Origin of the sequence: Paraburkholderia sp. BCC1876 (genome assembly GCF_902833695.1) — a bacterium.
Lineage (GTDB): Bacteria > Pseudomonadota > Gammaproteobacteria > Burkholderiales > Burkholderiaceae > Paraburkholderia.
Genome location: NZ_CADFGI010000014.1, coordinates 66,731 through 92,243, shown reverse-complemented (window position 1 = coordinate 92,243; position 25,513 = coordinate 66,731). Strand labels below are relative to the sequence as shown.

The window sequence follows — 25,513 nt, the reverse complement described above, 5'->3', positions numbered from 1 at the left end:
CGTCACACCTGCGTCAATGCGCCTCTTCCCAATTCAGGCCGGCGCCTACCTCGGCGACCAGCGGCACTTTCAGGTCGGCGACACCGCACATCAATTCGGGCAAGCGCTTGCGCACTTCGGATAATTCGGCGTCCGGCACTTCGAGGATCAGTTCGTCGTGGACCTGCATGATCATGCGCGTGCCGATCTTCGACTCTTCGATCCAATTCTGCACGGCGATCATGGAGAGCTTGATCAGGTCGGCGGCCGTGCCCTGCATCGGCGCGTTAATCGCGGCGCGCTCGGCGGCCTGGCGGCGCGGACCGTTGCCACCGTTGATTTCCGGCAGCCACAGGCGGCGGCCGAAGACGGTCTCCACATAACCCTTGGCCTTCGCGCTGACGCGCGTTTCGTCCATATAACGCGCCACGCCCGGGTAACGCGCGAAATAGCGGTCGATATAAAGCTTGGCCGCGTCGCGCGTAATGCCGAGGTTCGACGCGAGGCCGAACGAACTCATGCCGTAGATCAGGCCGAAGTTGATGACCTTGGCCACGCGCCGCTGATCGTTCGACACTTCGAGCGGCGTCACGCTGAAGATTTCCGCTGCGGTGGCGCGGTGAATGTCTTCCCCTTGCGAGAACGCGCGCAGCAGCGATTCGTCGCCGGAAATGTGCGCCATGATGCGCAATTCGATCTGCGAATAATCCGCCGACACCAGCTTGTGGCCCGGCGGCGCGATGAACGCCTCGCGAATGCGGCGGCCTTCGCCGGTTCGCACGGGAATGTTCTGCAAGTTCGGATCGTTCGATGCGAGACGTCCGGTGACCGCCACGGCCTGCGCGTAGTTCGTATGCACGCGGCCCGTGGTGGTGTTGACCATGCGCGGCAACTTATCGGTGTAGGTCGATTTGAGCTTCGACAAACCACGATGTTCGAGCAGAATCTTCGGCAGCGGATAGTCTTCGGCGAGCTTTTGCAGCACTTCTTCGTCGGTGGACGGTGCGCCGCTCGGGGTCTTCTTGACGATCGGCAACTCGAGCTTCTCGAAGAAGATCTGGCCGATCTGTTTCGGCGAGCCGAGATTGAATTCGCCGCCGGCCAGCACGTACGCTTCGGCTTCCAGTTGAATCAGACGCGCGGCGATTTCGCTGCTTTGCAGCCGCAGTTTTTCCGCGTCGATCAGCACACCGGTGCGTTCCATCTTGCGCAATACGCGCGAGGTGGGCAGTTCGATATCGCGGTACACGTACTCGAGCGCTTTCTCCGCGGCTACTTGCGGATACAAGGCCTGATGCAGACGCAACGTGATATCGGCGTCTTCCGCCGCGTATTCCGCGGCCTGTTCCAGCGCGACTTCGTCGAAACCGATCTGGCCCGCGCCCTTGCCCGCGACTTCTTCGTACTTGATCGTCTTGATGCCGAGATGACGCAGCGCGAGGCTGTCCATGTCGTGCGTGCGGTGCGATTCGACCACGTACGATTGCAGCAGCGTGTCGTGTTCGATGCCGCGCATTTCGATGCCGTAATTGGCGAGCACCTGTTCGTCGTACTTCAGATGCTGGCCGACCTTCTTGTGATCGGCGCTTTCGAGCCACGGCTTGAGCTTCGCGAGCACTTCGTCGCGCGGCAATTGCACGGGCGCGTCCGGGCCGCGATGCGCGAGCGGCACATACGCCGCGCGCCCCGCCTCGACCGACAACGACAAACCCACGATCTGCGCGGTCATGGGATCGAGCGACGTGGTTTCGGTATCGAACGAGGTCAGTTTGGCCGCGTTGATCGTCTCGAACCACGCGTCGAATTGTTCCCACGTCTGCACGGTGTCGTAATGCCGCTCGTGATCCACCGACAACGCCGGCTCCGCGTCGACTTGCGGACCCTCCACGACCTCGGCGATTTCCACTTCGCGCAGCCAGGTCTTGAAGCCGTGGCGCGCGAATACGTCGCGCAGTTCCTCACGCGACTCCGGCCGGCTTTGCAGGCTTTCCTCGATCGACACGATGTGCTCGGTCAGATTGCAATGGCGATCGACGGTGACAAGTTTGCGCGCCATCGGCAGGAAATCGAGCGCACGGCGCAGATTGTCTCCTACCGCACCTTTGATTTCGTCCGCGTGTGCGACGATGCCATCCAGCGAATCGAACTGCGTGAGCCATTTGAGCGCGGTTTTCGGCCCGCATTTCTCGACGCCCGGCACGTTGTCGACCGTATCGCCGATCAGCGACAGATAGTCGATGATGCGTTCCGGCGGCACGCCGAACTTGGCGATCACGCCGGCGCGGTCGAGCTTTTCGTTCGTCATCGTATTGATGAGGGTGACATGATCCGACACGAGCTGCGCCAGATCCTTGTCCCCAGTCGACACGATCACGTTCATGCCGCGCTGTTCCGCGGCGGTGCTGAGCGTGCCGATCACGTCGTCGGCTTCGACGCCTTCGATCATCAGCAGCGGCCAGCCGAGCGCGCGCACCGCCACATGAATCGGCTCGATCTGACGTGACAGATCGTCCGGCATGGACGGACGATTCGCCTTGTAGTCCGGATACCAGTCGTCGCGAAACGTTTTGCCCTTGGCGTCGAACACGCACGCGCTATACTCTGCTGTGACTTCCTTGCGCATGCGCCGCAGCATGTTGATCATCCCGTAGAGCGCACCCGTGGGACCGCCCTCGGGTCCGCGCAGATCAGGCATCGCATGGTAGGCCCGGTACAGATAACTCGAACCGTCGACCAATAGCAGGGTCTTACCTTCAAGGCTTCGTTCTTCAGGCATTATGACTAAGAGAAAAGTGATTCCGAGTCTGCGATCACTCGCAGATCAAGAGCGCGCTACGGCTAAGAAGGCCCGCGCATCGTGGCAGATGTTCACGATTATGGCAGAGTTTATCGAGGCGACCGAGTACCTCTCGGAGATTCGCCCGGCTGTCAGCATCTACGGTTCAGCGCGTCTGAAACCGAACTCTCCCTACTACAAACTCGCCACGCAAATCGCGCGCAAGCTGTCGGACGCAGGCTTCGCGGTGATCTCGGGCGGCGGCCCCGGCATCATGGAAGCGGCCAACAAGGGCGCGCATGCCGGCAAGGCGCCATCGGTCGGCCTGAACATCGAACTGCCGCACGAGCAATCGGGCAATCAGTGGCAAGACATCTCGCTGCGCTTCCGTCATTTCTTCACGCGCAAAGTGACGTTCGTGAAGAACTCGGACGCGGTCATCGTGATGCCGGGCGGCTTCGGCACGCTGGACGAACTGGCCGAAGTACTCACGCTGATTCAAACCAAGAAGTCGCGCCACGTGCCGATCATTCTGGTGGGCGCCGAGTTCTGGGAAGGCCTGCTAGCGTGGTTCAAGAATTCGCTCACGCCCATGGGCCTGATCAATCCGGCCGACATGGATCTGATGCAGGTGATCGACGATCCGGACCAGGTGCTCGAAGCGGTGCTGAAGTTTTATGAAGACCGTGAAGAGACCGAGCCGCATCCGGCGAAGTCGGACGAAGACCGGATGTTCTATCTGTAAGACGTTGGGTTGTTCGGTGTTTGCTTCGCGCTTTGGTGCAAGGTGAACGCCGTTTGATGCGACACAACGCGATGCCATGCATTCGTGAACGCTAACGGGCAGCCTCCAGGCTGCCCGTTTCCGTTATATCGGTCTGATCGCCCTGCGCCTGCAGCCATTCGCAGAACAGCGCCACCAGCGGCGCTTGCGCAACCTCCCGCCTCGCCACCCACCAGTAGCCGCGCGCGTCGATACGCGGACCGGCTAGCGGCACCACGAGCCGCCCCGATACCAACTCGTCCGCGAGCAGCGGCAGCGGGCCGAGCGCCACGCCGAGACCATCCACCGCGGCCTGCAAGGCCAGATAGAAGTGGTCGAACGACTGCTTCTTGCGGCATTTCACCGTCACCCCAGCCGCCGATAACCAGTTGCTCCACGCATCCGGCCGCGTGTCGGAATGCAGCAGCACGTGTCGCGCGAGATCGTCCGCGACCTTGATCGGCGAGCGTTGCAACAGCGCGGGACTGCAGACGGGAATCTCGCTTTCGCCCAGAAAATGACCGCTGACGCAATTCGGCCAATGTGCTGGACCGCGCCGCACCGCGACGTCGAAGCTCTCCAGAGCGTCCACCGGTGCGTTCGACGTAGATAGCCGCAGTTCCACATTCGGCACCTTGCGCTGGAACTGGTGCAGACGCGGCAGCAGCCACTTCATCGCGAAGGTGGGCAGCGCGTTCACGCGCAGCACCTGCACGACGCCGGTGTCGCGCAGTTGATCGGTGGCGAGCGCGATGCTGTCGAACGCGGCCTGCACGGTGGACAGATAGCGACGACCGTCGTCGGTAAGACGCACGCGTTTGCCGCGACGGTGGAACACCTGCACGCCGAGCCACGTTTCGAAAGCCGCGACCTGGCGGCTGATTGCACCGTGCGTCACATGCAATTCGTTCGCCGCGGCGGTGAAGCTTTCATGCCGTGCCGCGGCTTCGAAGGCGCGCAGCGCCGGAAAGGGAGGAAGGTTACGGGCCATGCTTGTGATTCTAAGTCACAAAGCCAAGCCGAAAAATCGTTTTGCATGCCGGCAGTTCAGCGTTAACCTGCTGAGCTTGAACTGGAAGCTTAGCGATATGGATCACGACCTCACCTCGTCCGAGACCGGCCTGGCGCCGACGCCCACGCTGCGGGAAATTTTCGGCGGTTTTCTCGGCCTCGGGCTGATCTCTTTCGGCGGCGCGCTGCCGTTGGCGCGGCGCGCGCTGGTCGAACAACGCCGCTGGCTGAGCGGCGAAGAATTCACCGACCTGCTGGGTCTGTGCCAATTTCTCCCTGGCGGCAACGTCATCAATCTGTCGGTGGCCATGGGCATGCGCTTTCGCGGCGTGCCGGGGGCGCTGGCCGGCCTGCTTGGGCTGATCGCGGGGCCTTCGCTGGTGGTGATCGGGCTCGGTGTGCTGTACGAACATACGCAGAACGACCCGCATGTTCGTCATCTTTTTGCGGGACTTGCCGCGGCGGCGGCCGGGTTGTTGATCGCGATGGCCGTGAAGATCGTGCTGCCGTTGCGTGGGAAACCACTGGCCGCGCTGATTGCCGTGCTCGGTTTCATCGCGATTGCGATCTTGCGTCTGCCGCTGCTGCCGACCATGCTGGTCCTAACGCCGCTCAGCATCTACATCGCGTCGAGGAGCGCACGATGAACGACACGCTCATTGCCCTCGCAGTCATTTTCAGTCAGCTTTCGCTGCTCGCATTCGGCGGCGGCAATACGATTCTTCCGGAGATGCAGCGCCAGGTGGTGGACGTGCATCACTGGATGCCGGCCAGCGAATTCAGCGCCCTGTTCGCGCTCGCGCAGGCCGCGCCGGGGCCGAATCTGATGATCGTCACGCTGGTCGGCTGGCACGTGGCCGGTTGGGCGGGAATGCTGGTGACTTCCGTGGCGAAGTTCGGGCCGTCGTCGATTGTGACGATACTGGCGTTGCATGCGTGGGAGCGGTTTAAGGACCGTCCGTGGCGGAGCTACGCGCAGTTGGGACTGGTGCCGGTAACGGCCGGGATTGTCGCGGCGAGCGCGGTGCTGATCGCCAAGGCTTCGGATCCGACGGCGATTGCCTGGGGGATTACTGCGTTTACGGCGGCGTTGTCGCTGAAGACGCGGATTCATCCGCTGTGGCTGCTGGCGGCGGGGAGTTTGATCGGGTTGACGGGGTTCGGGCAGATGTGAGGCCCGAACCCGCTTGAAGCTTGCTGAGGCTGACTTACTGAAACGCCACTTCCGCAAAACTCCGCAGCTTCCGGCTATGCAAGCGATGCAACCCGTTCATCCGCAATAGCTCCATCGCTTTCACGCCGATCTGTAGATGCTGATCGACCTGCGCGCGATAAAACTGATCCGCCATGCCCGGAAGCTTCAACTCGCCGTGCAGCGGCTTATCGGAAACGCAAAGCAAGGTCCCGTAAGGCACCCGGAAACGGAAGCCGTTCGCGGCGATCGTCGCGCTTTCCATATCGAGCGCGACCGCGCGGCTTTGCGATAACCGCTGCACCGGCTCGCGATGATCCCGCAACTCCCAGTTCCGGTTATCCACGCTCGCAACGGTGCCGGTCCGCATCACACGCTTGAGTTCGACGCCGTCCAGCTGGGTGATCTGCGCGACCGCGCGCTCCAGCGCCACCTGCACTTCGGCGAGCGCCGGAATCGGCACCCACAGCGGCAAGTCGTCGTCGAGCACGTGATCCTCGCGCACATAGCCGTGCGCCAGCACGTAGTCACCAAGACGCTGCGTATTGCGCAGACCCGCGCAGTGGCCGAGCATGATCCACGCATGCGGACGCAGCACGGCAATGTGATCGGTGATCGTCTTCGCGTTCGACGGCCCGACGCCGATGTTGACCATCGTGATACCGCTGCCGTCCGCGCGCTTCAGGTGATACGCGGGCATCTGCGGCAGACGCGGCGGCGGGGTGCCTTCCTGCGTCTCTTCGCCGAGATTCTCGTTGTACGTGATCACGTCACCGGGTTCGACGAACGAGGTGTATTCGCTGCGATAGGCGCGCAGTTCTTCGTCGTCGGTATGGGCCATCATCGTGCGGCCGAGTTTGACGAACTCGTCGATATAGAACTGGTAGTTCGTGTACAGCACGTAGTTCTGGCAATGCGTGGGCGATGTCGCCGTATAGTGCTTCAGCCGATGCAGCGAGAAATCCACCCGCGCCGCCGTGAACAGCGCGAGCGGATGCGGCTCGCCCGGCAGCGGCTCATACGTGCCGTTGACGATACGATCGTCGAGCAGCGCGAGGTCGGGCACGTCGAACACGTCGCGCATCAGGAACAGGCGTTCGCGATCCAGATCGCCCTCAAGGTGAATGCCCTCGGCGAACGCAAAGTGAATTGGAATCGGTTGCTCCGACACGCCCACTTCGATCTTCACATGGTGATTCTTGGCAAGCAAACGCAGTTGCTCGCGATAGTAGTCGCCGAACAGATCCGGCCGCGTCACGGTCGTCTCGAACATGCCCGGACCCGCGACGAAACCATACGAGCGACGCGAGTCGATGTGCGTGTTGACCTCGGTCCGCACGCGTACGAACGGGTAGCAGGCGCGCACCCGGCGTTCGAACAATTCGTTGCGGCGGTAGCGCGCAAAAGCGTCGCGCAGGAACGAGGTGTTCGCTTCGTAAATCGCCGAGAGGTAGGTGACGGCCTCGGTGGCGTCGTCGAAGGATTCGATTGGGAAGCTGTTGGCGGGAGTCTGCACCGCGCGTTGATTGGTATCGTTGTTCATCTTCATTCGCCTCGATTGATGCAACGACATTACCACGGAACCCGCGATCGCCAAATGACCTTGCAGCACGTGCAACCTCTGCCTCCGCAGGCCCGGCAAGATTGCGCGCGCGCCGCGCGAAAGCGGCGCAAAATAAGGCGATCGCGCCCGTAGGCCTGGCTGGATTTGCTAGAATCGGGCCACCATATTGGAGAATCACCATGAAGCCGCTCCTTCCCGTCGCCGTTGCACTGGCTCTCGCCTTTGGCAACGCCGCGATGGCTGCCCAGCCTGTCGATGACACTCCGGCCCCCGGTGCACCCCAGTCGGCCAATGAACGCGCCGGCTTGCCCGACCTGGAGAAGATCAATCGTCCGGCTGCCGAGGTCAGTTCGAAGGTCGAAATCAATGTCCCGCGTACACCGAGCTTCTACGAAAAAAGCGGCAACGGCACCGAAATCACCGAATACCGCGACAAAGGCAAGCCCGTCGAAATCAATGTGCATTCGAACCTCGGCACGCGCTATCAGATGAGCGCGCCGCTCGACACATCGCCGAAGGTGCGCGACAACGGCCAGGCCAGCACGCGTTTGCCGTCCGTGCATTTGAGCTATTGATGGTTTGAGACGTCGCGGCGCGACGGTCCTGTGCGGACCGCCGAGCCGGATGCGCCTACGTTGCGCAACGTCTCCCGGGCTTTCAGCCCGCTTGCCGAACGGACTTAACTTAAGCGATACGGCGTGGTGATACCGCGCTCGCTCGACGGCCCTGACGGACCGTGTGTTCGACACCGCATCCGTCAGCGTTTCGTGTCTTTGCTGTTGTCGCCATTTCACCACCGTTTTTTGTCACCGCTTTTGCCACACCTCGCACTGGCCGCACCGAGCCAGCCCGACCAACCTGATCCGACGTTTCCCGCATGGCTGTCTTCACCGCTGTCACCGAATCCCAACTAGCTGAATGGATGTGCCACTACGATCTCGGCGACGTCGTCGAGTTGCGTGGCATCTCGTCCGGCATCGAGAACAGCAATTTCTTTCTGACGACGACGCGCGGCGAATACGTCCTCACGATTTTCGAAAAGCTGACGGCCGACCAACTGCCGTTCTATCTCGACCTCATGCAGCATCTGGCCGCGCATCGCGTGCCCGTGCCTGATCCGCTGCCGCGCGAAGACGGCACGCTGTTCGGCACGCTGAGCGGCAAGCCCGCGGCGATCGTCACCAAGCTGGAAGGCGCGCCGGAATTGTCGCCAGGCATCGAACACTGCGTCGAAGTCGGACAGATGATGGCGCGTATGCACCTCGCGGGCCGCGACTATCCGCGCTACCAGCCGAATTTGCGTAGCCTGCCGTGGTGGCAGGAAACCGCGCCGACCGTCCTGCCGTTTCTGGAAGGCGAGCAGCGCGACCTGCTGGTGTCGGAACTGGCGCATCAGGAAGCGTTCTTCGCCTCGGCCGATTACGCCGCGCTGCCCGAAGGCCCCTGCCACGCCGACCTGTTCCGCGACAACGCCATGTTCGCGCACGCCGCGCCGGACACGGGACATGAGGTGCGCCTCGGCGGCTTCTTCGACTTCTATTTCGCCGGCTGCGACAAGTGGCTGTTCGACATCGCGGTCGCCGTCAACGACTGGTGCGTTGACCTCGCCACCGGCACGCTGAACGACGAGCGCACCGAGGCCATGCTGCGCGCCTATCAGACCGTGCGACCGTTCACCGCCGAAGAAAACCGCCACTGGGGCGACATGCTGCGCGCGGGTGCGTACCGTTTCTGGGTCTCGCGCCTGTATGATTTTCATTTGCCACGCGCGGCTGAACTACTCAAACCGCACGACCCCGGCCATTTCGAGCGCATTCTGCGCGAACGCCTTTCCGGCGTTGCACTCCCAGGCATTCATACCTCATGCAACTGATCGAAGTCCCCGCGAAAACCGGCTACGTATGGTTCCGGCAGGGTATCTGGCTGTTCCGCAAGAACCCGCTCGCTTTCCTGACGCTGTTCTTCACCTATCTGCTGGTCATGACGCTCGTGGCGCAGATTCCGGTGATCGGCGGCGTATTGCCGCTGGCGTTCATCCCGGGCGTCGCGGTCGGCTTCATGGCCGCGTGCCGTAATACGATCGCGGGCAAGCCGGTGTTCCCGACCATTCTGGTAGATGGCTTTCACTCGTACGGTCAGGTGGTCGCCAAACGGCTGCTGGTGCTTGGCGTGCTGTATGTGGTCGCGATGGCGCTGGTGCTGGCCGGTTCGGCGCTCGCCGACGGCGGCATGCTGCTGAAGGTCATGCTCGGCGCCGCCGCCATGGACCAGGAAGCGATCGCCAACAGCAATATCCCGCTCGCGATCCTCGCCGCCTTTGCGCTCTACATTCCGGTGGCGATGATTTTCTGGTTCTCGCCGATTCTCGCCGCCTGGCACGACGTGCCGCCCATGAAGGCAATGTTCTTCAGCGTGGTCAGCTGCTGGCGCAATCGTGGCGCGTTTATCGTGTTCGGCGCGTTGTGGTTCGCTGCGGCGACCACAGTCTCGCTCGGTTTGTCGGCACTGATGCAGGCGCTGGGCGCAGCCGACTTCGCGTTCGCGGTGCTCATGCCCGCCACGATGATCGTCACGACCATGCTGTATTGCTCGTTTTACGCGACGTACCGCGGCTGTTTCGGCGTGCAAACGCCCGAAACGCCGGATCTGCCGACCACGCCGGCGGCTTGATTCAAGCCTGACTGAAAGCTGTTCAGACGCGGGCGCCGTTCTGGCGCCCGCCCTTCCTTCCGTTCCCCCGTCGTTCCCCAACACTCGTCAACCCACAGTGATTTGCGGCACAATAGTTTGTGCGCAATCTATTTGTGCGCTATTCCAGACGAGATGCATCATGACCCAGCGCCCCGCTTTGCCCTTCACGCTCGACGAGCAACTTTGCTTTGCGCTCTATTCGACTTCGCTTGCCATGACGAAAGCCTACAAGCCGCTGCTCGACAAGCTAGGGCTCACCTATCCGCAATACCTGGCCATGCTGGCGCTGTGGGAGAGCGACGACGTCACGGTCAAGGACATGGCCGCGCGCCTGAATCTCGATTCCGCGACGGTCACGCCGCTGCTCAAGCGTCTCGAGTCGCAAGGCCTGCTGGAGCGGGTACGCGGCGTCGACGATGAACGACTGGTGTACATCCGCCTGACCAAAGCCGGCATCGCGCTGAAGCGCCAGGCGCGCGAAGTGCCCGCCGAAATTTTCTGCGCGACCCAGCAGACGCCGGAATTCCTGCTGCGTCTGCGCGACGATTTGACACGTTTGCGGGCTACCCTCAACGATTACATGGACCACTAGCCCGCCTGGCACATCGGGTCGGCCATCAGTGCCATGTGAAATTTAATTTGCACACTAATGATTAGTGTACTATCTTAGTCACATGCCGCTTCCAAAGCGCTTCGCCAGAACGGCGGGCAAACGGCGGCAACCATGCAGATCCTGACAACCGAGACAAAGGAGCAGCACCATGAACATTCTGTACAAGACCAGCGCAACGAGCACCGGTGGCCGCGACGGTCGCGCCGTATCGGCGGACAACGCATTGGACGTTAAGCTGGCGGCGCCGCGCGAACTGGGCGGCAACGGTACAGCGGGCACGAATCCGGAACAACTGTTTGCCGCCGGCTACTCGGCGTGTTTCCTGAGCGCGATGAAGTTCGTCGCCGGTCAGCACAAGCAGACTCTGCCGGCTGACACACAAGTCACCGCGGAAGTCGGTATCGGCCCGAACGACCAGGGCGGTTTCGCACTCGACATCGAACTGCGGGTCTCGCTGCCGGGTCTCGAAGCAGCCGCCGCGAAGGAACTGGTCGACGCCGCTCACCAGGTTTGCCCGTACTCGAACGCCACGCGCAACAACGTCGCGGTTCGCCTGCAAGTCGCGTAAGCTGCGACCTCGGTGAATTGCTGAAGCATCACGCGATATGGCGCGGCAAACCGCGCCGCCGCAAACGGCGCCCGCTCCCGGCACAATAGGGGCGGGCGTTTTGTCGTTTCTGGACGCGGCACGCAATGTGCGACGACAATCCGATCCCTTAATGCGCTGGTGCTGGCGCTGGCGCCCCATACCGCGCTTTGGACGCCAGCCACCACAACCTTCACCCGACTCTTTCCGCACCCGATGACACGCGTCCGACGACTGAACGACTCCTTCGAAACCGGTCTGGTCTGGTTCCGCCGCGACCTGCGCGGCACGGACAACGCCGCGCTTTACTACGCGCTCAAACATTGTGAGCGCGTGTGGTGCGTGTTCGTGTTCGACACGACCATCCTTCAGCCGCTAATCGACGCCTGGCAGGCGCGTCATCCGGATACGCCTGTGCAGGACCGCCGCATCGAGTTCATTCTGGCGGCGCTGGGCGAACTGGACGAGGCGCTGCGCGCAGAAGGTGGCGGCCTGATCGTGCTGTACGGCGATCCGACCGACCTGGTGCCGAAGCTTGCCGACCAGCTCGGCGTGGACGCGGTGTTCGCGAATCACGACTACGAGCCTGTGGCGATCGCGCGCGACGAAACGGTGCAGGAACGTCTCGCCGACGCCGGACGCCAATCGCTGACCTTCAAGGACCAGGTGATCTTTGAGCGCGACGAGGTGCTGACTGGCCAGAAGAAGCCGTTCACCGTGTTCACGCCGTACAAGAACGCGTGGCTCAAGCAATTGACGGCGTTCGATCTGAAGCCGTATCCGGTGGAAACCTACGCGGAACATCTGGCCACGCCGCCGGCTGCGCTGGATCGGCAATTGCCGACACTCAAGCAGCTTGGTTTCGCGCCGAGCAATCTCGCGGAACTGGCGCTGCCCACCGGCGTGAGCGGCGCGCAGCAGCTCCTTGACGATTTCATGACCCGCATCGACAGCTACGCCGATCGGCGCGACTTTCCCGCGTCCAAGGGCCCAAGCTATCTGTCGATGCATCTGCGCTTCGGCACCGTCTCGATTCGCACGCTCGCGCGCCTCGCCCACGAGATGTCGCTGCAACCCGACAGCCAAGGCTCGGCCACGTGGTTATCGGAACTGATCTGGCGGGATTTCTACTTCATGATCCTGGCGCATCACCCGCGGCTGGCGAGCGGCGCGTCGTTCAAAGAAGAGTACGAGCGCCTGCGCTGGGAGCAGGGTCCGGAAGCGGACGAGGCATTCGCCGCATGGTGCGACGGCCGCACCGGTTATCCGCTGGTCGATGCCGCAATGCTGCAACTGAACCGCACCGGCTACATGCACAACCGCTTGCGGATGGTGACGGCGAGTTTTCTGGTGAAGGATCTGGGCGTGGACTGGCGGCTCGGCGAGCGTTATTTCGCCGAGCAACTGAACGACTTCGATTTTTCGGCGAATAACGGCGGCTGGCAGTGGGCGGCGTCGACGGGATGCGATGCCCAACCGTACTTCCGGATCTTCAACCCGATCACGCAGTCCGAAAAATTCGACGCCGAGGGGCGTTTCATCAAACGCTATTTACCGGAACTGGCGAAGCTGCCGCCCAAATGGATTCATGCACCGTGGCTAGCTGGCACAGAACGGCTGGCGGAATTCGGGGTGGTATTGGGCGAAGATTATCCCGCGCCGATCGTCGATCACGCGGAAGCGCGAGCGCGTACGCTGGCTCGTTTCGGCAAGTGAGTGCCCGCTTACATCATTGGGACTGAATTGAAAATGCCTGACATGGAGGCAATCGGAATGCGTCGTCTGCCGTCGCTGATCGTATTTTTGCTGTTGACGCTGGCCGCCGCATTAGTCGCGAGCCAGTTTCTACCCGACGCCTGGTACGCAGCGCTGCAAAAGCCTGCGTTCAATCCGCCGAACTGGGTGTTTCCGCCGGCGTGGTCCGTGCTTTATGTGCTCATGGCGATTGCCGCGTGGCGCGTGTGGAAACGCGATGGGCTGAGCGCCGCGATCGTCTTATGGGCCGTTCAACTGCTGTTCAACGCAGCATGGATGTGGCTCTTCTTCGGCCTGCACCGACCGGACATGGCGCTGATCGATATCGCGATACTGCTGGTCTTGATCGCCGTGCTGACATTCGCGTTCTGGCGACGAGATCGCTGGGCAGGCGGACTGCTCGTGCCTTATGTAGCTTGGGTGGCGTTCGCCGCGGTGTTAAATCACGCGTTGTGGCAATTGAATCCGGCCGTGTAGCGTGTGTCTCGGCTTGGCTGAGTGCACGTAACAACTGGGGCGCTTACCCCGAACACCGGCGTTTCAATTCCCGCCGATGCTTCAACTTTGCGCAGCTTAGTGCTGGCTCATCCACGACGGCTGACGCGGATTCGCTTCGCGATCCAGCTTGCGCATACGGAATTCCAGATCGTACAGATCGGTGGCTTCGGCGAGGAAAGCGTCGGCGCGTTCTTTCGCGAGTTGATCGGGCGATTTGGTCAGAAACAGGAACAGGCGGCTAAGCAGGTACATGGTCAACCTCGACAATGAGTGTTAGGCGTTAACGCCTAAGGGATAACCCCTATTATAGGGAAAACCCTAAAGCCGCGCCACTCATTTCAAAAATGTTGATCCAACGTCACCGCACACCAGCGGACATCGCTGCGACAGGGCTTTCCGCCGATCGGCCGGCGCCCACGCGGCGCTGATGCTTGAAAAATTCCCACACCATGGCGCTGGCATCAGGGCCTTTGGCGGAATGAAACGGGATAACGTCGTCGCCGCCGCTCCACGCATGAGCAAGCCCTTGCACACGACACAGCCGCACCACCCGCCGTCCGCTGCGAATGTAGTCGCGCATCACGACGCCGCCTTTGCGTTCTTCGCGCACTTCGCCGGATTTGCGCGCGCCGTTCGCGTCGACGATACGGTTCAGGCGGAGGAACTGCTCCGCCAGTTGGTCCGCATTGATGGGCGACACCACATGGTCGGCATCGCCGTGAACGATAATCGCCGGCATGCCGGGATAGTTCGCCACGTCGACCAGCGCATCGACCAGCTCGGCCGGTTCACCCCGCGCGCCGCGCCGCATCACATCCATGGCGGCGATACCTGAGCGGGCTTCGCCGAAAGCGGGGCCGGAATGCAGCGCCACGGCCGCGAAATGCTCCGGATAATTGAGCGCCAGCAACGCGGTCAGCCCTGCTCCGGCCGAAATACCCGCGACATACACCCGTTCGCTGTCGAAACCATGCTGCACGATCAACGCATCCACCAACGACACCACGGCGCGCGCCTCCGCCCCGCCGGCGCTTTCGCTGGCGTCGTACCAATGCCAGCAGCGATGCGAATGCACATGCTTCGACTGTTCGGGATACACCACGGCAAAGCCGAAGCGGTCGGCGAGCACGTTCATGCGCGTGCCCTCGGCGAATTCATCGATCGACTGGGTGCAGCCGTGCAGCATCACGACCAGCGGCATGGATTCGAGCGCATGCCCCGACGGAATGTACAAGCCGTACTGAAGATGGTTGACCAGCCGTCCAGGCGCGGCGGGCGCCGAATGGAACGAGCGCGTCCATGCACCGCTCGCCCACGCCGAAGCGCGCGGCCGCACCCGCGATTCCCGCGCGGCAGGTCGCGACGTCTCCCGCTTTGCCGGCGCGCGCACCGCGGCGGCCTTGAGCGGACGAACCTTCGCCGAAGCCTTGCTCGTGGCGGCCCGGGTCGGCCGTGCGGGCGTGCGTTTGGCAGCTTTGTGAAGGGGCTCGGCCTGAATGGCCAGCAATCGCTTGAGACCGCGCAGCCAGATCTTCGATAGACTTTTTGCCATCGGCGGATAACCTCGCAAAAAGGGACAGGATCCGTCCGATAGAACGGGAATAGTGTTTCGTTGTGCAATGCACAATAACACCATTCCTCACGCGATGCTGGAGGCATGGACCACGTTCAATCCGCGAAATTTCCGCCCGGCGAACCTTGTCGCGAACTCGGCGTCAAACCGCGTCAGGGCTTGTTCGCCAGCCAACGTCCAGCGCCGGAAAGCGTCGCGCGCGGCGGGACCGCCCCGCAGCACCCGTCTATACTGGCGGTTAATTCTTTGACGTGTGAGGCAGCGCCAGGTCGGCGATTCGTGCCGTTCGCGCGTTAACCATTCAATACCAACCGATTCTACGCGGCCTGGGTCGCGCTTCTTGCCATGCCCGATTTACCCGTTCATCTGTGGTACGCGATTACCAGCCTCGGCGGCGCCGGCATGACGCTGCCGCTCGCGTTCGCCATCGCGCTGTGGTTGGCCGTCGGCTACTCGTGGCGCATGGCAGCGAGCTGGCTGCTGGTGCTGGGTGCGGCCATCGGCGTGACGACCGTGACCAAGCTGGCCTTCCTCGGCTGGGGCGTGGGCGTGCGCGAACTGGACTTCACCGGCGTCAGCGGTCACGCCATGCTGTCCACCGCGGTCTACCCGGTCGCGCTGTTCCTGATGCTGCTGCCGTCGCGGCCGGCCATCCGTTTGCTCGGCGTGTTGCTCGGCCTGGCCGCCGGTATCGCGGTGGGCTTGTCGCGCGTCGTGCTGAGCGCTCACTCGCCCTCCGAAGCCATTACCGGCTGTCTGGTCGGCGCGCTCGCCGCGCTGCTGTTCGTGCGTATGGCGTGGCATGCCGAACCCGGCCGTCTGTCGGCGCTGCCCGTCACCGCGAGTCTGATGGTCCTCGCGCTGCTGATGCACGGCGTCCATGTGCCCACGCAACGTTGGGTCACACATATCGCGTTGAAGGTGTCCGGCCATGAGCGGCCGTTCATCCGCGCCAAGTGGCGGGCCGTGCGCGATGTCCGCCCGGCCACTACGCCGCTGTCGCAAACGCTCAATACCCTCACGCCGCCGCGTTCATCCCACGTTTAACACGCCGGCCCGTTGCCGCATCACGCATCCGGTTATGCGCACCGTTGAATAATCGTCATGGTTACCGTTATAACCTTTCATATATTACGATAGCGTTTTAACCTGCCGCTCCGGTCTGCGCCGGACGCCCAAGCCTCCATGACCCTGTCCCGCCGCTTTCTGAAACACGCGCTGCTCATCGCCAGCGCCTTCTCTCTGGTCGTCAGCGTCAATGCGCGCGCCGATGAACTGGTGGTCTCCGCCGCCGCCAGCCTGACCAACGCGTTCAAGGCCGTCAGCGACGTGTTCGAGCAGCGGCATCCCGGCACCAAGGTCCTGCTCAACTTCGGCGCCTCCGACGTGCTGATGCAGCAGATCGCCAAGGGCGCGCCCGCCGACGTGTTCGCCTCCGCGGATCAGAAAGCCATGGACAAGGCCGCCGCCGAAAAAGTGATCGTGCCGGCCACGCGCAAAGACTTCGCCGCGAATTCGCTGGTGCTGATCGTGCCGACGGACAGCCACTTCGCGCCGACCGCCATCAACGATCTGGCATCGGCGAACGTGAAACGTGTCGCGTATGGCGATCCTGCGTCCGTGCCGATCGGCCGTTATGCGCAAGGCGCGCTGCAGGCTGCCGGCGTGTGGGACGCCGTCAGCGCGAAGGCCGTGCTCGCAGCTAACGTGCGTCAAAGTCTCGACTACGTGTCGCGCGGCGAAGTCGACGCCGGCTTCGTCTTCAGCACCGACGCCGCCGTCATGCCGGACAAGGTCAAGGTCGCGCTGAACGTGCCGACGCAAACGCCGATCACCTATCCGATCGCGCAAGTCGAAGGCAGCCGTCACGCGGCAGACGCGCAAGCCTTCATCAGCTTCGTGCTGTCGCCAGCCGGCCAGGCCGTGCTCGCGAAGTACGGCTTCAGGCCCGCGCACTGATCAACGAAATCACCGAGGCATCGCACGCCCATGCAACAGGCCTGGATTCCGCTCTTGCTGTCGCTCAAAGTAGCGGGCTGGGCCACCGCGCTCAATCTGGTGTTCGGCGTCGCGGCGGGCTTCGGCCTGTCGCGCTGGCGTTCCGGCGCGCGCGACCTGGTCGACTCGCTGCTGACGCTGCCGCTCGTGATGCCGCCCACCGTGCTTGGCTACTACCTGCTCGTGCTGCTCGGGCGGCGCGGCGTGATCGGCAGTTGGCTCGATCGTTTCGATATCCAGTTGGTGTTCACCTGGCAAGGCGCGGTGATCGCGTCGACCGTCGTGGCATTTCCGCTCGTGCTGAAATCGGCGCGCGCCGCGTTTGAAGCCGTCGATCCGCAACTCGAACGAGCCGCGCGCACGCTCGGCGTCAGCGAGACCGCCGTGTTCTTTCGCGTGACCTTGCCGCTGGCGTCGCGCGGCATTCTGGCGGGCGGGCTGCTGGCGTTCGCCCGCGCGCTCGGCGAATTCGGCGCGACGCTGATGATCGCGGGCAACTTGCCGGGCCGCACGCAGACGTTGTCGGTGGCGGTCTATTCGGCGGTGCAAGCCGGCGACGACAGCACCGCGAATTTCCTCGTGCTCGTGACTTCGGTGACGTGCGTCGTGATCCTGTTGCTGGCGGGGCGTCTCGTGCCGCAGCACACCCTGTTGACGTCCCGCTGACATGCCGCTCGCCGTCGACATCCGCAAGACATTCCAGAGCGCCGAGCGCCGTTTTACGCTCGACGTCGCATTCCAGGCGACCACGCCGCGCGTCGTGCTGTTCGGGCCGTCCGGCGCGGGCAAGAGTCTGACGTTGCAGGCGATTGCCGGCCTGCTGCACCCGGACGAGGGCGCGATCACGCTGCATGGCGACGCGCTGTTCGACAGCGCGCGCGGCATCGATCTGAAACCGCAGGCGCGCGAGATCGCGTATCTGTTTCAGGACTACGCGCTGTTTCCGCATCTCAACGTGCGGCAGAACATCGGTTTCGGTTTGCAGCAGGGTTGGCTCAATCCGCGCGCGCGGCTCGCGCATCCGCAGGTCGATTACTGGCTTGATGCGTTGGAATTGAAGAGTGTTGCCGGGAATCATCCGGCGCAGCTTTCCGGTGGACAAAAGCAGCGGGTCGCACTGGCGCGTGCGCTCGTCGCGCAACCGCGGTTGTTGCTGCTGGACGAGCCGTTTTCCGCGCTGGATAGCGCGCTGCGTCAGCGTATGCGGCGCGAGTTATCCGACCTGCAAACGCGGCTCGATATTCCGATGGTGTTGATCACGCACGATCCGGACGACGTCGCCGCATTCGGCGATCAGGTCGTGCAAGTCAGCGACGGCTGCGTGCGCGAGCATCAGGCGTTCGCGGGGTACGCGCGCAGCGAGCCTTGAATCCGAGCAAACGCCGTCGCACTGCCCGCCAGTTCAGTCCTTCACCCCAAGTATCACGCTCGACGCCTTGAACGCCGCGACAGCAACCGAACCTTCCGCCAGGCCCAACGTGTCGACGCTCTCATTGGTCACCACCGCCGTGATCACCGCGCCGCCTTCCAACCCGAGCGACACCTCGGCGCTCACCGCCCCGCGTTTCACACTCAGCACCGTGCCGCGCAACTGATTGCGCGCCGACAGCTTGAGCGGCGCGCCGCTGTCGCGCTCGACCAGCAGCACGACCCACGACGCCTTGATCAGCGCGAACGCGGCCGAACCCACCGCAAGCCCCAACGTCTCCGTACTTTCATGCGTGACCACGGCGACGATTTCGTGCCCGCCGGCCAATGCCAGCGCCACTTCGTCGTTGACGGTGCCGCGCGTCACCGCCGACACCGTGCCGTAAAGCTGATTGCGCGCGCTCGTTTTCACGCCGATGCGGCCGATCAGATCCCAATCCGTGGCGAATCCTTCAATCGCCGCGCCGGCCCGCTCCAGAAAGCGCCGATGCTCGCGCTCGACCGCGCGAAACGTCTCGATCAGCTTCACGGCGCGCGGCGTGAGCGTGGTGCCGCCGCCGCCCTTGCCGCCGGTCAGACGCACGACGAGCGGCTCGCCGGCGAGGTTGTTCATCGTGTCGATAGCGTCCCACGCGCCCTTGTAGCTCATGCCGACGGCTTTCGCCGCGCTGGTGATCGAACCGGTTTCGCCGATCGCCGCGAGCAGCGCGATCCGCGACGCGCCGCCGAGCGTTTGCGCGCCCGCCTGAAACCAGACGGAACCGCCGAGTTCGAGGGGCTCGTGGGAAGGATCGGAGTGGTCGGTTGTCATGGCGAGGAACGGTGGTGGAGAGCGAAAAGGACAGCAACAAGGACAGCGAATCATTATAACGACGCCACCGCGCACCACCGTCCGCCAGCCTGGCACGCAGCCGGCCTCGAAAACGGAACCGTGGAATACTTTCTGCTCGATGCCTCGGGCACCGTTCTTCCTATTTCCTGCGCGGCCACTTCCGGCTCACGCGTTGCAACGTCGACAAGGAGCACACAGTGAACATCGATCTATCGGGCAAGACCGCTATCGTCAGCGCTTCCACTGCGGGGATCGGCCTGGCTATCGCCACCGGCATCGCCGCGGCGGGCGCGCGGACGGTCGTCAACGGACGCAAGCAGGACGCCGTGGACCGCGCCATCGAAGCCATTCTCAAGACGGCGCCGCACGCGCAGTTGCAAGGCTTTGCCGGCGACCTCTCCAGTCAGGCCGGCAGCGACGCGCTGGCGAAAGCCGTGCCGCAGGCGGACATTCTGGTGAACAACCTCGGCGTTTTCGGACCCGGCGACATTTTCTCCACGCCAGACGACGATTGGGCGCGCTACTTCGAAGTCAACGTGATGTCCGGCGTGCGACTCACGCGGCACTATCTGAAGGGCATGATGGAGCGTAAATGGGGGCGCGTAGTCTTCATCTCGTCGGAATCGGGGTTGAACATTCCGCCGGATATGCTGGCCTATGGCTTCTCGAAGACCGCGCAACTGAGCATTGCGCGCGGCATCGCCAAGCAGGCGGCCGGCAGCGGCGTGACGGTGAACTCCGTGCTGCCCGGACCGACGCTGTCGGACGGATTCCGTTCGATGGTGGAAGACACCGCGCGCGAGCAAGGCAAAACCGTCGAACAGGTCGCCACCGAATTCGTGCGCGCGCACCGCAGCAGTTCGATCATCCAACGCGCGGCCAGCACCGAGGAAGTGGCCAACATGGTCGTGTACGTGTGCTCGCCGCAGGCTTCGGCGACCACCGGCGCGGCGCTGCGTGTGGACGGTGGGGTCATCGATACGATTGCTTAACGGCGGCGCTTTTTCGCGTCTAAACAACGAACGGGCGGTAGGGTCGAACACGGTTCCATAAAGCGAGCCGAATCGACCCTACCGTCCGTTTCGCGTCGCGAAGCTTCCCGCTACGACACGCGCTCCGCGGCGCGCAACGCTTAAAGCGCGTACTGCGCGATCCCGTTGCCGAACGACCAATTCTCCTTCAGCACCTCGACGAGATTGATGAACACATCTTCCCGTCGCAGCCCCGGCGACTCCGCCAGTTCATCCGCCATGCGCTTGTACAGCGCCTTTTTCTGCTCGATCGTTCGCGTGTTGTTGAACGTAATCTGAACGATCACCAGATCGTCGCTGCGCTCGACGTTCAGATACTGGTTGTCGTACACAAAATTGTCGGCGTCGTGCTCGGTGATCAACATGAAAATGTCGTCCTTCGGCACGTTGCAGGTCTCCACCAGCGAGCGCTGGATGCTCTGCGTCAGCGCCTTCCGGTATTCAGCCGGCTTGCCGGCGCGCAATGCAATTCGTGTGAGCGGCATGATGAATCTCCTCGGTTGCAGTGATTGGGTAAACACAGCTTAGGCGCGCTCAGTCATAATAAACAGACATCATTGATGATTTCATCTATATTCATTTGAAATGAAAGTACTTGATCTCGACGCGGTCCGCGCATTCGTTCTGGTCGCCGATCTGCGCAGCTTCACGCGCGCGGCGGATGCGCTCGGCACCACGCAATCGGCCGTGAGCCTCAAGCTGAAGCGGCTGGAAGCGCATCTGGGCAAGCAGTTGCTGGAGCGCACGCCTCGCGTGGTGCGCCTTTCTGGCGACGGCAACGCGTTTCTCGGCGCGGCACGCGACCTGTTGAACGCGCATGAACGGGCGCTGGGTTCGCTGTCGGTGGAACGTCGCCGGTTGGTGCTGGGGCTGAGCGAGCATGTCGCGGGGCCCGAGTTGCCGCAGTTGCTCGGCAGGCTCAATGCGCAGGATCCGGGACTGGTGGTGGAACTGCATATGGGGACGTCGACCGCGCTGCTCGCGCAATTCGACGAACGCCGGCTCGACGCGGTGATCGTCCGTTATGGTCCGGACGAGCCGCCGCGCGACGATACGCAGGTGCTTTTCAGCGAACCGCTCGGCTGGCTGGCCACGCCGGAATGGCTGCCGCGCGTCGGCGAGCCGTTGGCGCTGGCCTTGCTCAGCCCGCCGTGCAACGTGCGCGAAGTGGCGCTGCGCGCGCTGGCGGAGGCGGGGATCGCGTGGCAGGAGGTGTTCGTCGGTGGCGGAGTCGCGGCGGTCGGCGCGGCGGTCGCGGCGGGACTGGCGGTGTCGCCGCTCGCACGCCGGGTTGCGCCGCGCGGTCTGGTCGATGTCGGCGAGCGGCTGGGTTTGCCACTGCTGCCGGAGTCGCGGGTGACGCTGCACTCGCGGGTGCGGGATCAGCGCTCGGTGGAGACGTTGCGGCTGGTGACGCATGGGTTAGCGAGCGCTTGAGCGCATTCGCACGGGTTATCGTAAAAACCCAAGCGGCTACGGTATATAATCGTGAACATGCCCATCATTGCCCGGATCGACGGGCTGGTCGTGGTGATTTACCCTCACGATCACGCTCCGCCACATGTTCATGTTCTCGGTCCGGATGGTGAGATTATCTTTATCTTGAATTGTCCCGAGGGCCCGGTGTCGATCCGCGAAGCTCGAGGGTATTCAGAACGCGAAGCGCGCCGACTGGCAAAACGCATTAACGAAATGGTGCCGTTCCTGTGCTCCGCATGGAAAGGAATCCACTCATGAACAGCAGCGAAGAATGGCGGCTTGCTCAGGAACGTGGCGCCGCAACCGCCCGGCGTCCCGCCGCGCTCGGCGCGAAATATAAGCCACGTACCAAACGTCTCGACATCACACTGACCAACGGCATTTCTCTGCTCGTCCCGGTCGCTTTCATCGAAGGTTTGCACAACGCAGCGCCCGCAGATCTACGCGAGATAGAAATCTTCGGCCTCGGCTCTGCGCTCGTATTTCCGGCGCTCGACGTCGTGGTGTCGGTGCACGGTTTGATCGACGGCGTATTCGGCTCGAAAGCATGGATGCGCGATATCGGCCGCAGCGGTGGCAGCGTCAAGTCCGAAGCGAAGTCGGCGGCAGCACGCGAAAACGGCAAGAAAGGCGGTCGGCCGCGCAAAGCGGCTTGACTTGAGATCGTCCGAAGCGATCGTTAGACGCGCGATGCATTCAACCGCGGCGCCGAGCGGCTGGACCGAGCCGTCGCGCGGCTTCGCGTCCGTTCGTGGAGCAGCCCGTCGCGCCGTTCGGCGTCACCTCTTATAAAAGGGCATTTCGTGGACCTCGACCCCCGACAAACCGCCGCCGTGCGCGCGGTCATCGAAACCGGCAGTTTCGAGCAGGCCGCCGTGCGGCTGAATCTCACGTCGTCGGCGGTATCGCAGCGGGTGCGGGCGCTCGAAACGCGCATCGGCAATCCGCTGATCGTGCGCACGCGACCATGTCGCGCCACGCAGATGGGCCAGCGCCTGCTGCAATATCTGCGGCGCGCCGCGCTGCTCGAAGACGACTTCGCCAGCGATCTGGCCGGCGCCAACGAGGCGCTGCTGAGCGTCGCCGCCGCCGTCAACGCGGACACTTTATCCACGTGGTTTTTCCCCGCTCTCTCGGACATCCTGCTGCAGGAAAACGTGCTGCTGGACCTAACCGTCGACGATCAGGACCACACGCATGCGCTGCTCGCGTCGGGTCTTGCGATCGGCTGCATCACCACTGAACCCGCGCCGATGCGCGGCTGCTTCGCCGAACGGCTCGGAGCGATGCGCTACCGGATGGTGGCATCGGCGGCGTTTGTCGAACGCTGGTTTCCGAATGGATTGACGCGTGACAGCGCGCGGCGCGCGCCGGTGATCCTGTCCTCACGCAAGGACGCGTTGCAGGCGCGCTTTCTCGAGACGCGCCTCGGCCTGCCGCCGGAGGCGTATCCGTGCCATTACGTGCCCGCGCCGGTCCCGCGTTACATGGCGATCCAGCGCGGCCTCGCGTATGGAATGGTGCCGGAGCTGGAATTCGGCGACGCCGTGGCGCGCGGCGAGCTGGTCGACCTCGCGCCGAAACAGCCCACCGACGTCGAGTTGTACTGGCACGCGTGGAAGGTGCAATCACCGCGTCTGGAAAAGCTGTCGGCGCGGATCGTGGAACTAGGCCGCACAGCGTTGGGGCCGCCCGAGACCAAGGCCAAACGCAAACGCGCCGGCTGAAATCGAGCTCAGTGAAGAATTGGCGGCAACGAGCCGCTACCGGCGGTCGCCGGATTGCTGGACGTGGCGGCCATCGCCGCCGGACTGGCGCTAACGTTTGCGTTTTGAGCCGGCGCATTGGCTTGAGCTACTGCCGGTTTCGTTGCAGCCGATTTCGCCGCAACCTTGGCCGCGTGCGGACGCGTCGCATGTCCTTGAACCAGGTTGGCGTATGTGACCTTGCCCTGCCCCGATTTCGCCGTCACCAGTTGCGCATGCGGCTTCTTACCCTGCGCCATCACGGCCGCTTTCGGCTTCCTGGGCTTGCTGCCTGCAGTGCCCAGCGCTTTGACGGTTCCTTTTGCACTCCCATTCCTGGCCGTCACTTTCTTTACCGCGCCACGCGTCGCTGGCTTGCCACCTTTGCCCGTCACCGACGCCGACGCCACACGCTGCGCCCCGTGCTGACCGCTCGCCGTATGCCTGGAAGCGGTTTTTGACGCCGTCTTCGACGAGGCAACCTTCGCCCCCGCTTTTGAACCCGCCTTCGAACCGCCCGAAGCCTTAACCTTCCCAACCTTCTTCGTCTTCCCGGCCTGTTTGGCCGCATGCCCCGTCGCTTCCGGCGGATTCCACGTTTCCGCATAACCCGCAGCCATCGCCGCACCCGACACACACCACACGGCCAGCGCCGCTGCTACTACTCGAACCCACATCTCCTGCTTCTCCTGATCTGCCGCTGCCCAATGAGCCCGGGATTATATTCCCTTGCAAAAATCCACATCTAGACTACTATCTATCTTAAGTACATAAAAGGACTTGCCCGCTCATGGCTCACGCCGCCCGTGCCTCCCAGCCCGACGCGCCGATTCGACGGCCCGCTTCGGCCCCCTCGTTAACGGAAATGTCCGCGGCGGGTTTGCGCGCTTTCTTCAACATCGCACGCGACTGGGACTTGAGCGCCGAGGAGCAGATCGTGCTGCTCGGCTCACCTGGCCGCTCCACCTTCTTCAAATGGAAAGCGGCGCCTGAAACGGCGCGCGTCGGGCGCGATACGCTCGAACGCCTGTCGCTGCTGCTCGGCATCTACAAGGCGCTGCAAATCCTGCTGCCGCAAGCCGGCGCCGCGGACTCCTGGATCAAGCGCCCCAACAGCGCGCCGCCATTCGGCGGCCGTCGCGCGCTAGACCGCATGCTGGCCGGCAACATCAGCGATCTCGTGGCCGTACGCCAGTATCTCGACGCAATGCGAGGCGGCTGGGCGTGACACAACCGCAATGGCAGGACCGCTGGCGCACGGCGCGGCTCGACTGGTCGCCCGCCTATCGGGTGATTCCCACGCGCTTTCCGGCCGTCAATCTGTTCGACCGGGTGGCATCGCCGCAAGATTTCGACGCGTTGTACGCGCTCGAGGCGATGACCAATGACCGTCTGCGCACCGAGGTCGGCGATCTCGATCTGGTGCCGTACGAAGAGCGCCAATTCGGGCCCGGCTACGGACCGATCATGGCCGCGTTGACGCATCTGAATCCGCTAGGCAGTCGCTTTTCGGACGGCAGCTACGGCGTGTTTTATTGCGCCCGCTCGCGCGCCACCGCGATCGCCGAAACGCGGTATCACACGGGCAAATTTCTGGAGGCCACCGCCGAGGCGCCCATGCGCCAGCAAATGCGTCTCTACACGGTTATCGCGCAAGGCAACGTGGTGGATATTCGCGGCGATGCGTCGCTGGATCTCGCGGTGCTGTCGCCGCACGATTATCTGGCGGGGCAATCGCTCGGTCGCGCGGTGCGCGAAGCGGGGGCGCCGGGCATTGCGTATCCATCGGTGCGAGACCCGGACGGCGAATGTCTCGCCGGGTTCAAAACGACACTGCTGCGCGCCTGTCATCACGCCGCGTATCTGGAATACAACTGGAACGGCACGAGCGTGGATATGGTGTTCGAACTCAACCAGGTGGGTTGATACGCTGACGGTTGAATCGCAAAAGATGCCCTAAGGCGCGCGTAAAAAGCGTCAGCGAACGCCGAGCAAACTG

At 63.2% G+C, this 25,513-nt stretch carries 29 protein-coding genes; 21 read left to right on the top strand and 8 right to left on the bottom strand.

From position 1 onward, the window contains the following. Nucleotides 1-13: 13 nt before the first annotated feature. Nucleotides 14-2,755, bottom strand: a complete 2,742-nt coding sequence (gene polA / locus HWY05_RS33680; protein WP_176061066.1) for a DNA polymerase I — start codon at nt 2,753-2,755, stop codon at nt 14-16. Nucleotide 2,756: 1 nt separating this feature from the next. On the opposite strand from polA, the gene HWY05_RS33675 reads away from it, so the two are divergent. After that, the gene (locus HWY05_RS33675) at nt 2,757-3,500 is read left to right on the top strand and encodes a TIGR00730 family Rossman fold protein (RefSeq protein ID WP_035561148.1); all 744 of its coding nucleotides are present in this window, start codon (nt 2,757-2,759) and stop codon (nt 3,498-3,500) included. Between the two features lie 91 nt (nt 3,501-3,591). Here HWY05_RS33675 and HWY05_RS33670 read toward each other — a convergent pair whose 3' ends face one another. Then, the gene (locus HWY05_RS33670) at nt 3,592-4,509 is read right to left on the bottom strand and encodes a transcriptional regulator GcvA (protein WP_176061065.1); all 918 of its coding nucleotides are present in this window, start codon (nt 4,507-4,509) and stop codon (nt 3,592-3,594) included. A gap of 97 nt (nt 4,510-4,606) precedes the next feature. Here HWY05_RS33670 and HWY05_RS33665 point away from each other — a divergent pair, with 97 nt between their 5' ends. Both HWY05_RS33665 and HWY05_RS33660 read left to right on the top strand, forming a co-directional pair. Then, nucleotides 4,607-5,176, top strand: a complete 570-nt coding sequence (locus tag HWY05_RS33665) for a chromate transporter (protein ID WP_105510597.1) — start codon at nt 4,607-4,609, stop codon at nt 5,174-5,176. Further along, nucleotides 5,173-5,703 carry a chromate transporter gene (locus tag HWY05_RS33660; protein WP_035561141.1) on the top strand — a complete coding sequence of 177 codons (531 nt, stop codon included), beginning with the start codon at nt 5,173-5,175 and terminating at the stop codon, nt 5,701-5,703. Before HWY05_RS33665 ends, HWY05_RS33660 begins: the two co-directional genes overlap by 4 nt. Nucleotides 5,704-5,737: 34 nt before the next feature. Here HWY05_RS33660 and HWY05_RS33655 read toward each other — a convergent pair whose 3' ends face one another. After that, nucleotides 5,738-7,264: an AMP nucleosidase gene (locus tag HWY05_RS33655; RefSeq protein ID WP_176061064.1), complete on the bottom strand. Its 1,527-nt coding sequence runs from the start codon at nt 7,262-7,264 to the stop codon at nt 5,738-5,740. 200 nt (nt 7,265-7,464) lie between these two features. Between HWY05_RS33655 and HWY05_RS33650 the strand changes: the two genes are divergently transcribed. The 7 genes from HWY05_RS33650 to HWY05_RS33620 all read left to right on the top strand — a co-directional run bounded on the left by HWY05_RS33650 (nt 7,465) and on the right by HWY05_RS33620 (nt 13,407). Then, nucleotides 7,465-7,860, top strand: coding sequence for a hypothetical protein (locus HWY05_RS33650; RefSeq protein WP_035561139.1), 396 nt, complete (start codon nt 7,465-7,467; stop codon nt 7,858-7,860). A gap of 302 nt (nt 7,861-8,162) precedes the next feature. Further along, a complete protein-coding gene (locus tag HWY05_RS33645; RefSeq protein WP_176061063.1) occupies nt 8,163-9,158 on the top strand; it encodes a homoserine kinase in 996 nt (331 codons plus the stop codon). Then, nucleotides 9,149-9,955 carry a BPSS1780 family membrane protein gene (locus HWY05_RS33640; protein ID WP_176061062.1) on the top strand — a complete coding sequence of 269 codons (807 nt, stop codon included), beginning with the start codon at nt 9,149-9,151 and terminating at the stop codon, nt 9,953-9,955. Before HWY05_RS33645 ends, HWY05_RS33640 begins: the two co-directional genes overlap by 10 nt. 160 nt (nt 9,956-10,115) lie before the next feature. After that, nucleotides 10,116-10,568, top strand: coding sequence for a MarR family transcriptional regulator (locus tag HWY05_RS33635; protein WP_035561131.1), 453 nt, complete (start codon nt 10,116-10,118; stop codon nt 10,566-10,568). A 169-nt stretch (nt 10,569-10,737) separates the two neighbouring features. Then, nucleotides 10,738-11,157, top strand: coding sequence for an organic hydroperoxide resistance protein (locus HWY05_RS33630; RefSeq protein ID WP_035561127.1), 420 nt, complete (start codon nt 10,738-10,740; stop codon nt 11,155-11,157). A gap of 234 nt (nt 11,158-11,391) precedes the next feature. Beyond that, nucleotides 11,392-12,891, top strand: coding sequence for a deoxyribodipyrimidine photo-lyase (locus HWY05_RS33625; RefSeq protein WP_176061061.1), 1,500 nt, complete (start codon nt 11,392-11,394; stop codon nt 12,889-12,891). Nucleotides 12,892-12,948: 57 nt separating this feature from the next. Then, a complete protein-coding gene (locus tag HWY05_RS33620; protein WP_035561122.1) occupies nt 12,949-13,407 on the top strand; it encodes a TspO/MBR family protein in 459 nt (152 codons plus the stop codon). Between the two features lie 96 nt (nt 13,408-13,503). On the opposite strand, the gene HWY05_RS33615 is transcribed toward HWY05_RS33620, so the two are convergent. Next, nucleotides 13,504-13,680 carry a DUF3563 family protein gene (locus HWY05_RS33615; protein ID WP_081936309.1) on the bottom strand — a complete coding sequence of 59 codons (177 nt, stop codon included), beginning with the start codon at nt 13,678-13,680 and terminating at the stop codon, nt 13,504-13,506. Nucleotides 13,681-13,786: 106 nt separating this feature from the next. Continuing rightward, nucleotides 13,787-14,980 (bottom strand): PHB depolymerase family esterase, encoded by a 1,194-nt coding sequence (locus HWY05_RS33610; RefSeq protein ID WP_176061060.1) that lies wholly within the window; start codon nt 14,978-14,980, stop codon nt 13,787-13,789. Between the two features lie 366 nt (nt 14,981-15,346). On the opposite strand from HWY05_RS33610, the gene HWY05_RS33605 reads away from it, so the two are divergent. From HWY05_RS33605 to HWY05_RS33590, 4 genes are all read left to right on the top strand, one after another. Further along, nucleotides 15,347-16,048, top strand: coding sequence for a phosphatase PAP2 family protein (locus tag HWY05_RS33605; protein WP_176061059.1), 702 nt, complete (start codon nt 15,347-15,349; stop codon nt 16,046-16,048). Nucleotides 16,049-16,186: 138 nt separating this feature from the next. Further along, nucleotides 16,187-16,960, top strand: coding sequence for a molybdate ABC transporter substrate-binding protein (gene modA / locus HWY05_RS33600; RefSeq protein ID WP_176061058.1), 774 nt, complete (start codon nt 16,187-16,189; stop codon nt 16,958-16,960). Nucleotides 16,961-16,990: 30 nt separating this feature from the next. Beyond that, nucleotides 16,991-17,665 carry a molybdate ABC transporter permease subunit gene (gene modB, locus HWY05_RS33595; RefSeq protein WP_035561113.1) on the top strand — a complete coding sequence of 225 codons (675 nt, stop codon included), beginning with the start codon at nt 16,991-16,993 and terminating at the stop codon, nt 17,663-17,665. Nucleotide 17,666: 1 nt separating this feature from the next. After that, nucleotides 17,667-18,368: an ATP-binding cassette domain-containing protein gene (locus tag HWY05_RS33590; protein ID WP_176061057.1), complete on the top strand. Its 702-nt coding sequence runs from the start codon at nt 17,667-17,669 to the stop codon at nt 18,366-18,368. A gap of 33 nt (nt 18,369-18,401) precedes the next feature. On the opposite strand, the gene HWY05_RS33585 is transcribed toward HWY05_RS33590, so the two are convergent. After that, entirely contained in the window at nt 18,402-19,238 is an 837-nt protein-coding gene (locus tag HWY05_RS33585; RefSeq protein WP_176061056.1) for a TOBE domain-containing protein, read from the bottom strand. Between the two features lie 218 nt (nt 19,239-19,456). On the opposite strand from HWY05_RS33585, the gene HWY05_RS33580 reads away from it, so the two are divergent. Beyond that, on the top strand, nt 19,457-20,251 hold the full coding sequence (locus HWY05_RS33580) for an SDR family oxidoreductase (protein ID WP_035561103.1): 795 nt from the start codon (nt 19,457-19,459) through the stop codon (nt 20,249-20,251). A 140-nt stretch (nt 20,252-20,391) separates the two neighbouring features. Here the strand turns inward: HWY05_RS33580 and HWY05_RS33575 are convergent, their stop codons facing one another. Then, nucleotides 20,392-20,775, bottom strand: coding sequence for a tautomerase family protein (locus tag HWY05_RS33575; protein WP_176061055.1), 384 nt, complete (start codon nt 20,773-20,775; stop codon nt 20,392-20,394). Between the two features lie 100 nt (nt 20,776-20,875). Between HWY05_RS33575 and HWY05_RS33570 the strand changes: the two genes are divergently transcribed. From HWY05_RS33570 to HWY05_RS33555, 4 genes are all read left to right on the top strand, one after another. Then, complete coding sequence (locus HWY05_RS33570) at nt 20,876-21,727, top strand: LysR substrate-binding domain-containing protein (RefSeq protein WP_176061054.1); 852 nt, start codon at nt 20,876-20,878, stop codon at nt 21,725-21,727. 57 nt (nt 21,728-21,784) lie between these two features. Next, complete coding sequence (locus HWY05_RS33565; protein ID WP_176061130.1) at nt 21,785-22,027, top strand: DUF4160 domain-containing protein; 243 nt, start codon at nt 21,785-21,787, stop codon at nt 22,025-22,027. Then, complete coding sequence (locus HWY05_RS33560; protein WP_176061053.1) at nt 22,024-22,425, top strand: DUF2442 domain-containing protein; 402 nt, start codon at nt 22,024-22,026, stop codon at nt 22,423-22,425. The genes HWY05_RS33565 and HWY05_RS33560 overlap by 4 nt, the downstream gene beginning before the upstream one ends. Before the next feature lie 147 nt (nt 22,426-22,572). Then, on the top strand, nt 22,573-23,496 hold the full coding sequence (locus HWY05_RS33555) for an HTH-type transcriptional regulator ArgP (protein ID WP_051981117.1): 924 nt from the start codon (nt 22,573-22,575) through the stop codon (nt 23,494-23,496). Nucleotides 23,497-23,504: 8 nt separating this feature from the next. Here HWY05_RS33555 and HWY05_RS33550 read toward each other — a convergent pair whose 3' ends face one another. Beyond that, nucleotides 23,505-24,191: a hypothetical protein gene (locus HWY05_RS33550; RefSeq protein WP_176061052.1), complete on the bottom strand. Its 687-nt coding sequence runs from the start codon at nt 24,189-24,191 to the stop codon at nt 23,505-23,507. A 113-nt stretch (nt 24,192-24,304) separates the two neighbouring features. Here HWY05_RS33550 and HWY05_RS33545 point away from each other — a divergent pair, with 113 nt between their 5' ends. Both HWY05_RS33545 and HWY05_RS33540 read left to right on the top strand, forming a co-directional pair. Then, complete coding sequence (locus HWY05_RS33545; protein WP_035561093.1) at nt 24,305-24,742, top strand: MbcA/ParS/Xre antitoxin family protein; 438 nt, start codon at nt 24,305-24,307, stop codon at nt 24,740-24,742. Next, nucleotides 24,739-25,440, top strand: coding sequence for an RES family NAD+ phosphorylase (locus tag HWY05_RS33540; RefSeq protein WP_176061051.1), 702 nt, complete (start codon nt 24,739-24,741; stop codon nt 25,438-25,440). The genes HWY05_RS33545 and HWY05_RS33540 overlap by 4 nt, the downstream gene beginning before the upstream one ends. Nucleotides 25,441-25,513: the final 73 nt, after the last annotated feature.

Bases quoted from the DNA above. Each gene is read 5' to 3' on its own strand.
- HWY05_RS33640 (WP_176061062.1), top strand. From the start codon at position 9,149: ATGCAACTGATCGAAGTCCCCGCGAAAACCGGCTACGTATGGTTCCGG.
- HWY05_RS33655 (WP_176061064.1), bottom strand. From the start codon at position 7,264: ATGAACAACGATACCAATCAACGCGCGGTGCAGACTCCCGCCAACAGC.
- modA (WP_176061058.1), top strand. From the start codon at position 16,187: ATGACCCTGTCCCGCCGCTTTCTGAAACACGCGCTGCTCATCGCCAGC.
- HWY05_RS33625 (WP_176061061.1), top strand. From the start codon at position 11,392: ATGACACGCGTCCGACGACTGAACGACTCCTTCGAAACCGGTCTGGTC.
- HWY05_RS33605 (WP_176061059.1), top strand. From the start codon at position 15,347: ATGCCCGATTTACCCGTTCATCTGTGGTACGCGATTACCAGCCTCGGC.
- HWY05_RS33650 (WP_035561139.1), top strand. From the start codon at position 7,465: ATGAAGCCGCTCCTTCCCGTCGCCGTTGCACTGGCTCTCGCCTTTGGC.
- HWY05_RS33670 (WP_176061065.1), bottom strand. From the start codon at position 4,509: ATGGCCCGTAACCTTCCTCCCTTTCCGGCGCTGCGCGCCTTCGAAGCC.
- HWY05_RS33615 (WP_081936309.1), bottom strand. From the start codon at position 13,680: ATGTACCTGCTTAGCCGCCTGTTCCTGTTTCTGACCAAATCGCCCGAT.
- HWY05_RS33590 (WP_176061057.1), top strand. From the start codon at position 17,667: ATGCCGCTCGCCGTCGACATCCGCAAGACATTCCAGAGCGCCGAGCGC.
- HWY05_RS33550 (WP_176061052.1), bottom strand. From the start codon at position 24,191: ATGTGGGTTCGAGTAGTAGCAGCGGCGCTGGCCGTGTGGTGTGTGTCG.
- HWY05_RS33575 (WP_176061055.1), bottom strand. From the start codon at position 20,775: ATGCCGCTCACACGAATTGCATTGCGCGCCGGCAAGCCGGCTGAATAC.
- HWY05_RS33585 (WP_176061056.1), bottom strand. From the start codon at position 19,238: ATGACAACCGACCACTCCGATCCTTCCCACGAGCCCCTCGAACTCGGC.
- HWY05_RS33665 (WP_105510597.1), top strand. From the start codon at position 4,607: ATGGATCACGACCTCACCTCGTCCGAGACCGGCCTGGCGCCGACGCCC.
- HWY05_RS33645 (WP_176061063.1), top strand. From the start codon at position 8,163: ATGGCTGTCTTCACCGCTGTCACCGAATCCCAACTAGCTGAATGGATG.
- HWY05_RS33635 (WP_035561131.1), top strand. From the start codon at position 10,116: ATGACCCAGCGCCCCGCTTTGCCCTTCACGCTCGACGAGCAACTTTGC.
- HWY05_RS33610 (WP_176061060.1), bottom strand. From the start codon at position 14,980: ATGGCAAAAAGTCTATCGAAGATCTGGCTGCGCGGTCTCAAGCGATTG.
- HWY05_RS33560 (WP_176061053.1), top strand. From the start codon at position 22,024: ATGAACAGCAGCGAAGAATGGCGGCTTGCTCAGGAACGTGGCGCCGCA.
- HWY05_RS33675 (WP_035561148.1), top strand. From the start codon at position 2,757: ATGACTAAGAGAAAAGTGATTCCGAGTCTGCGATCACTCGCAGATCAA.
- HWY05_RS33620 (WP_035561122.1), top strand. From the start codon at position 12,949: ATGCGTCGTCTGCCGTCGCTGATCGTATTTTTGCTGTTGACGCTGGCC.
- HWY05_RS33565 (WP_176061130.1), top strand. From the start codon at position 21,785: ATGCCCATCATTGCCCGGATCGACGGGCTGGTCGTGGTGATTTACCCT.
- polA (WP_176061066.1), bottom strand. From the start codon at position 2,755: ATGCCTGAAGAACGAAGCCTTGAAGGTAAGACCCTGCTATTGGTCGAC.
- modB (WP_035561113.1), top strand. From the start codon at position 16,991: ATGCAACAGGCCTGGATTCCGCTCTTGCTGTCGCTCAAAGTAGCGGGC.
- HWY05_RS33545 (WP_035561093.1), top strand. From the start codon at position 24,305: ATGGCTCACGCCGCCCGTGCCTCCCAGCCCGACGCGCCGATTCGACGG.
- HWY05_RS33630 (WP_035561127.1), top strand. From the start codon at position 10,738: ATGAACATTCTGTACAAGACCAGCGCAACGAGCACCGGTGGCCGCGAC.
- HWY05_RS33570 (WP_176061054.1), top strand. From the start codon at position 20,876: ATGAAAGTACTTGATCTCGACGCGGTCCGCGCATTCGTTCTGGTCGCC.
- HWY05_RS33660 (WP_035561141.1), top strand. From the start codon at position 5,173: ATGAACGACACGCTCATTGCCCTCGCAGTCATTTTCAGTCAGCTTTCG.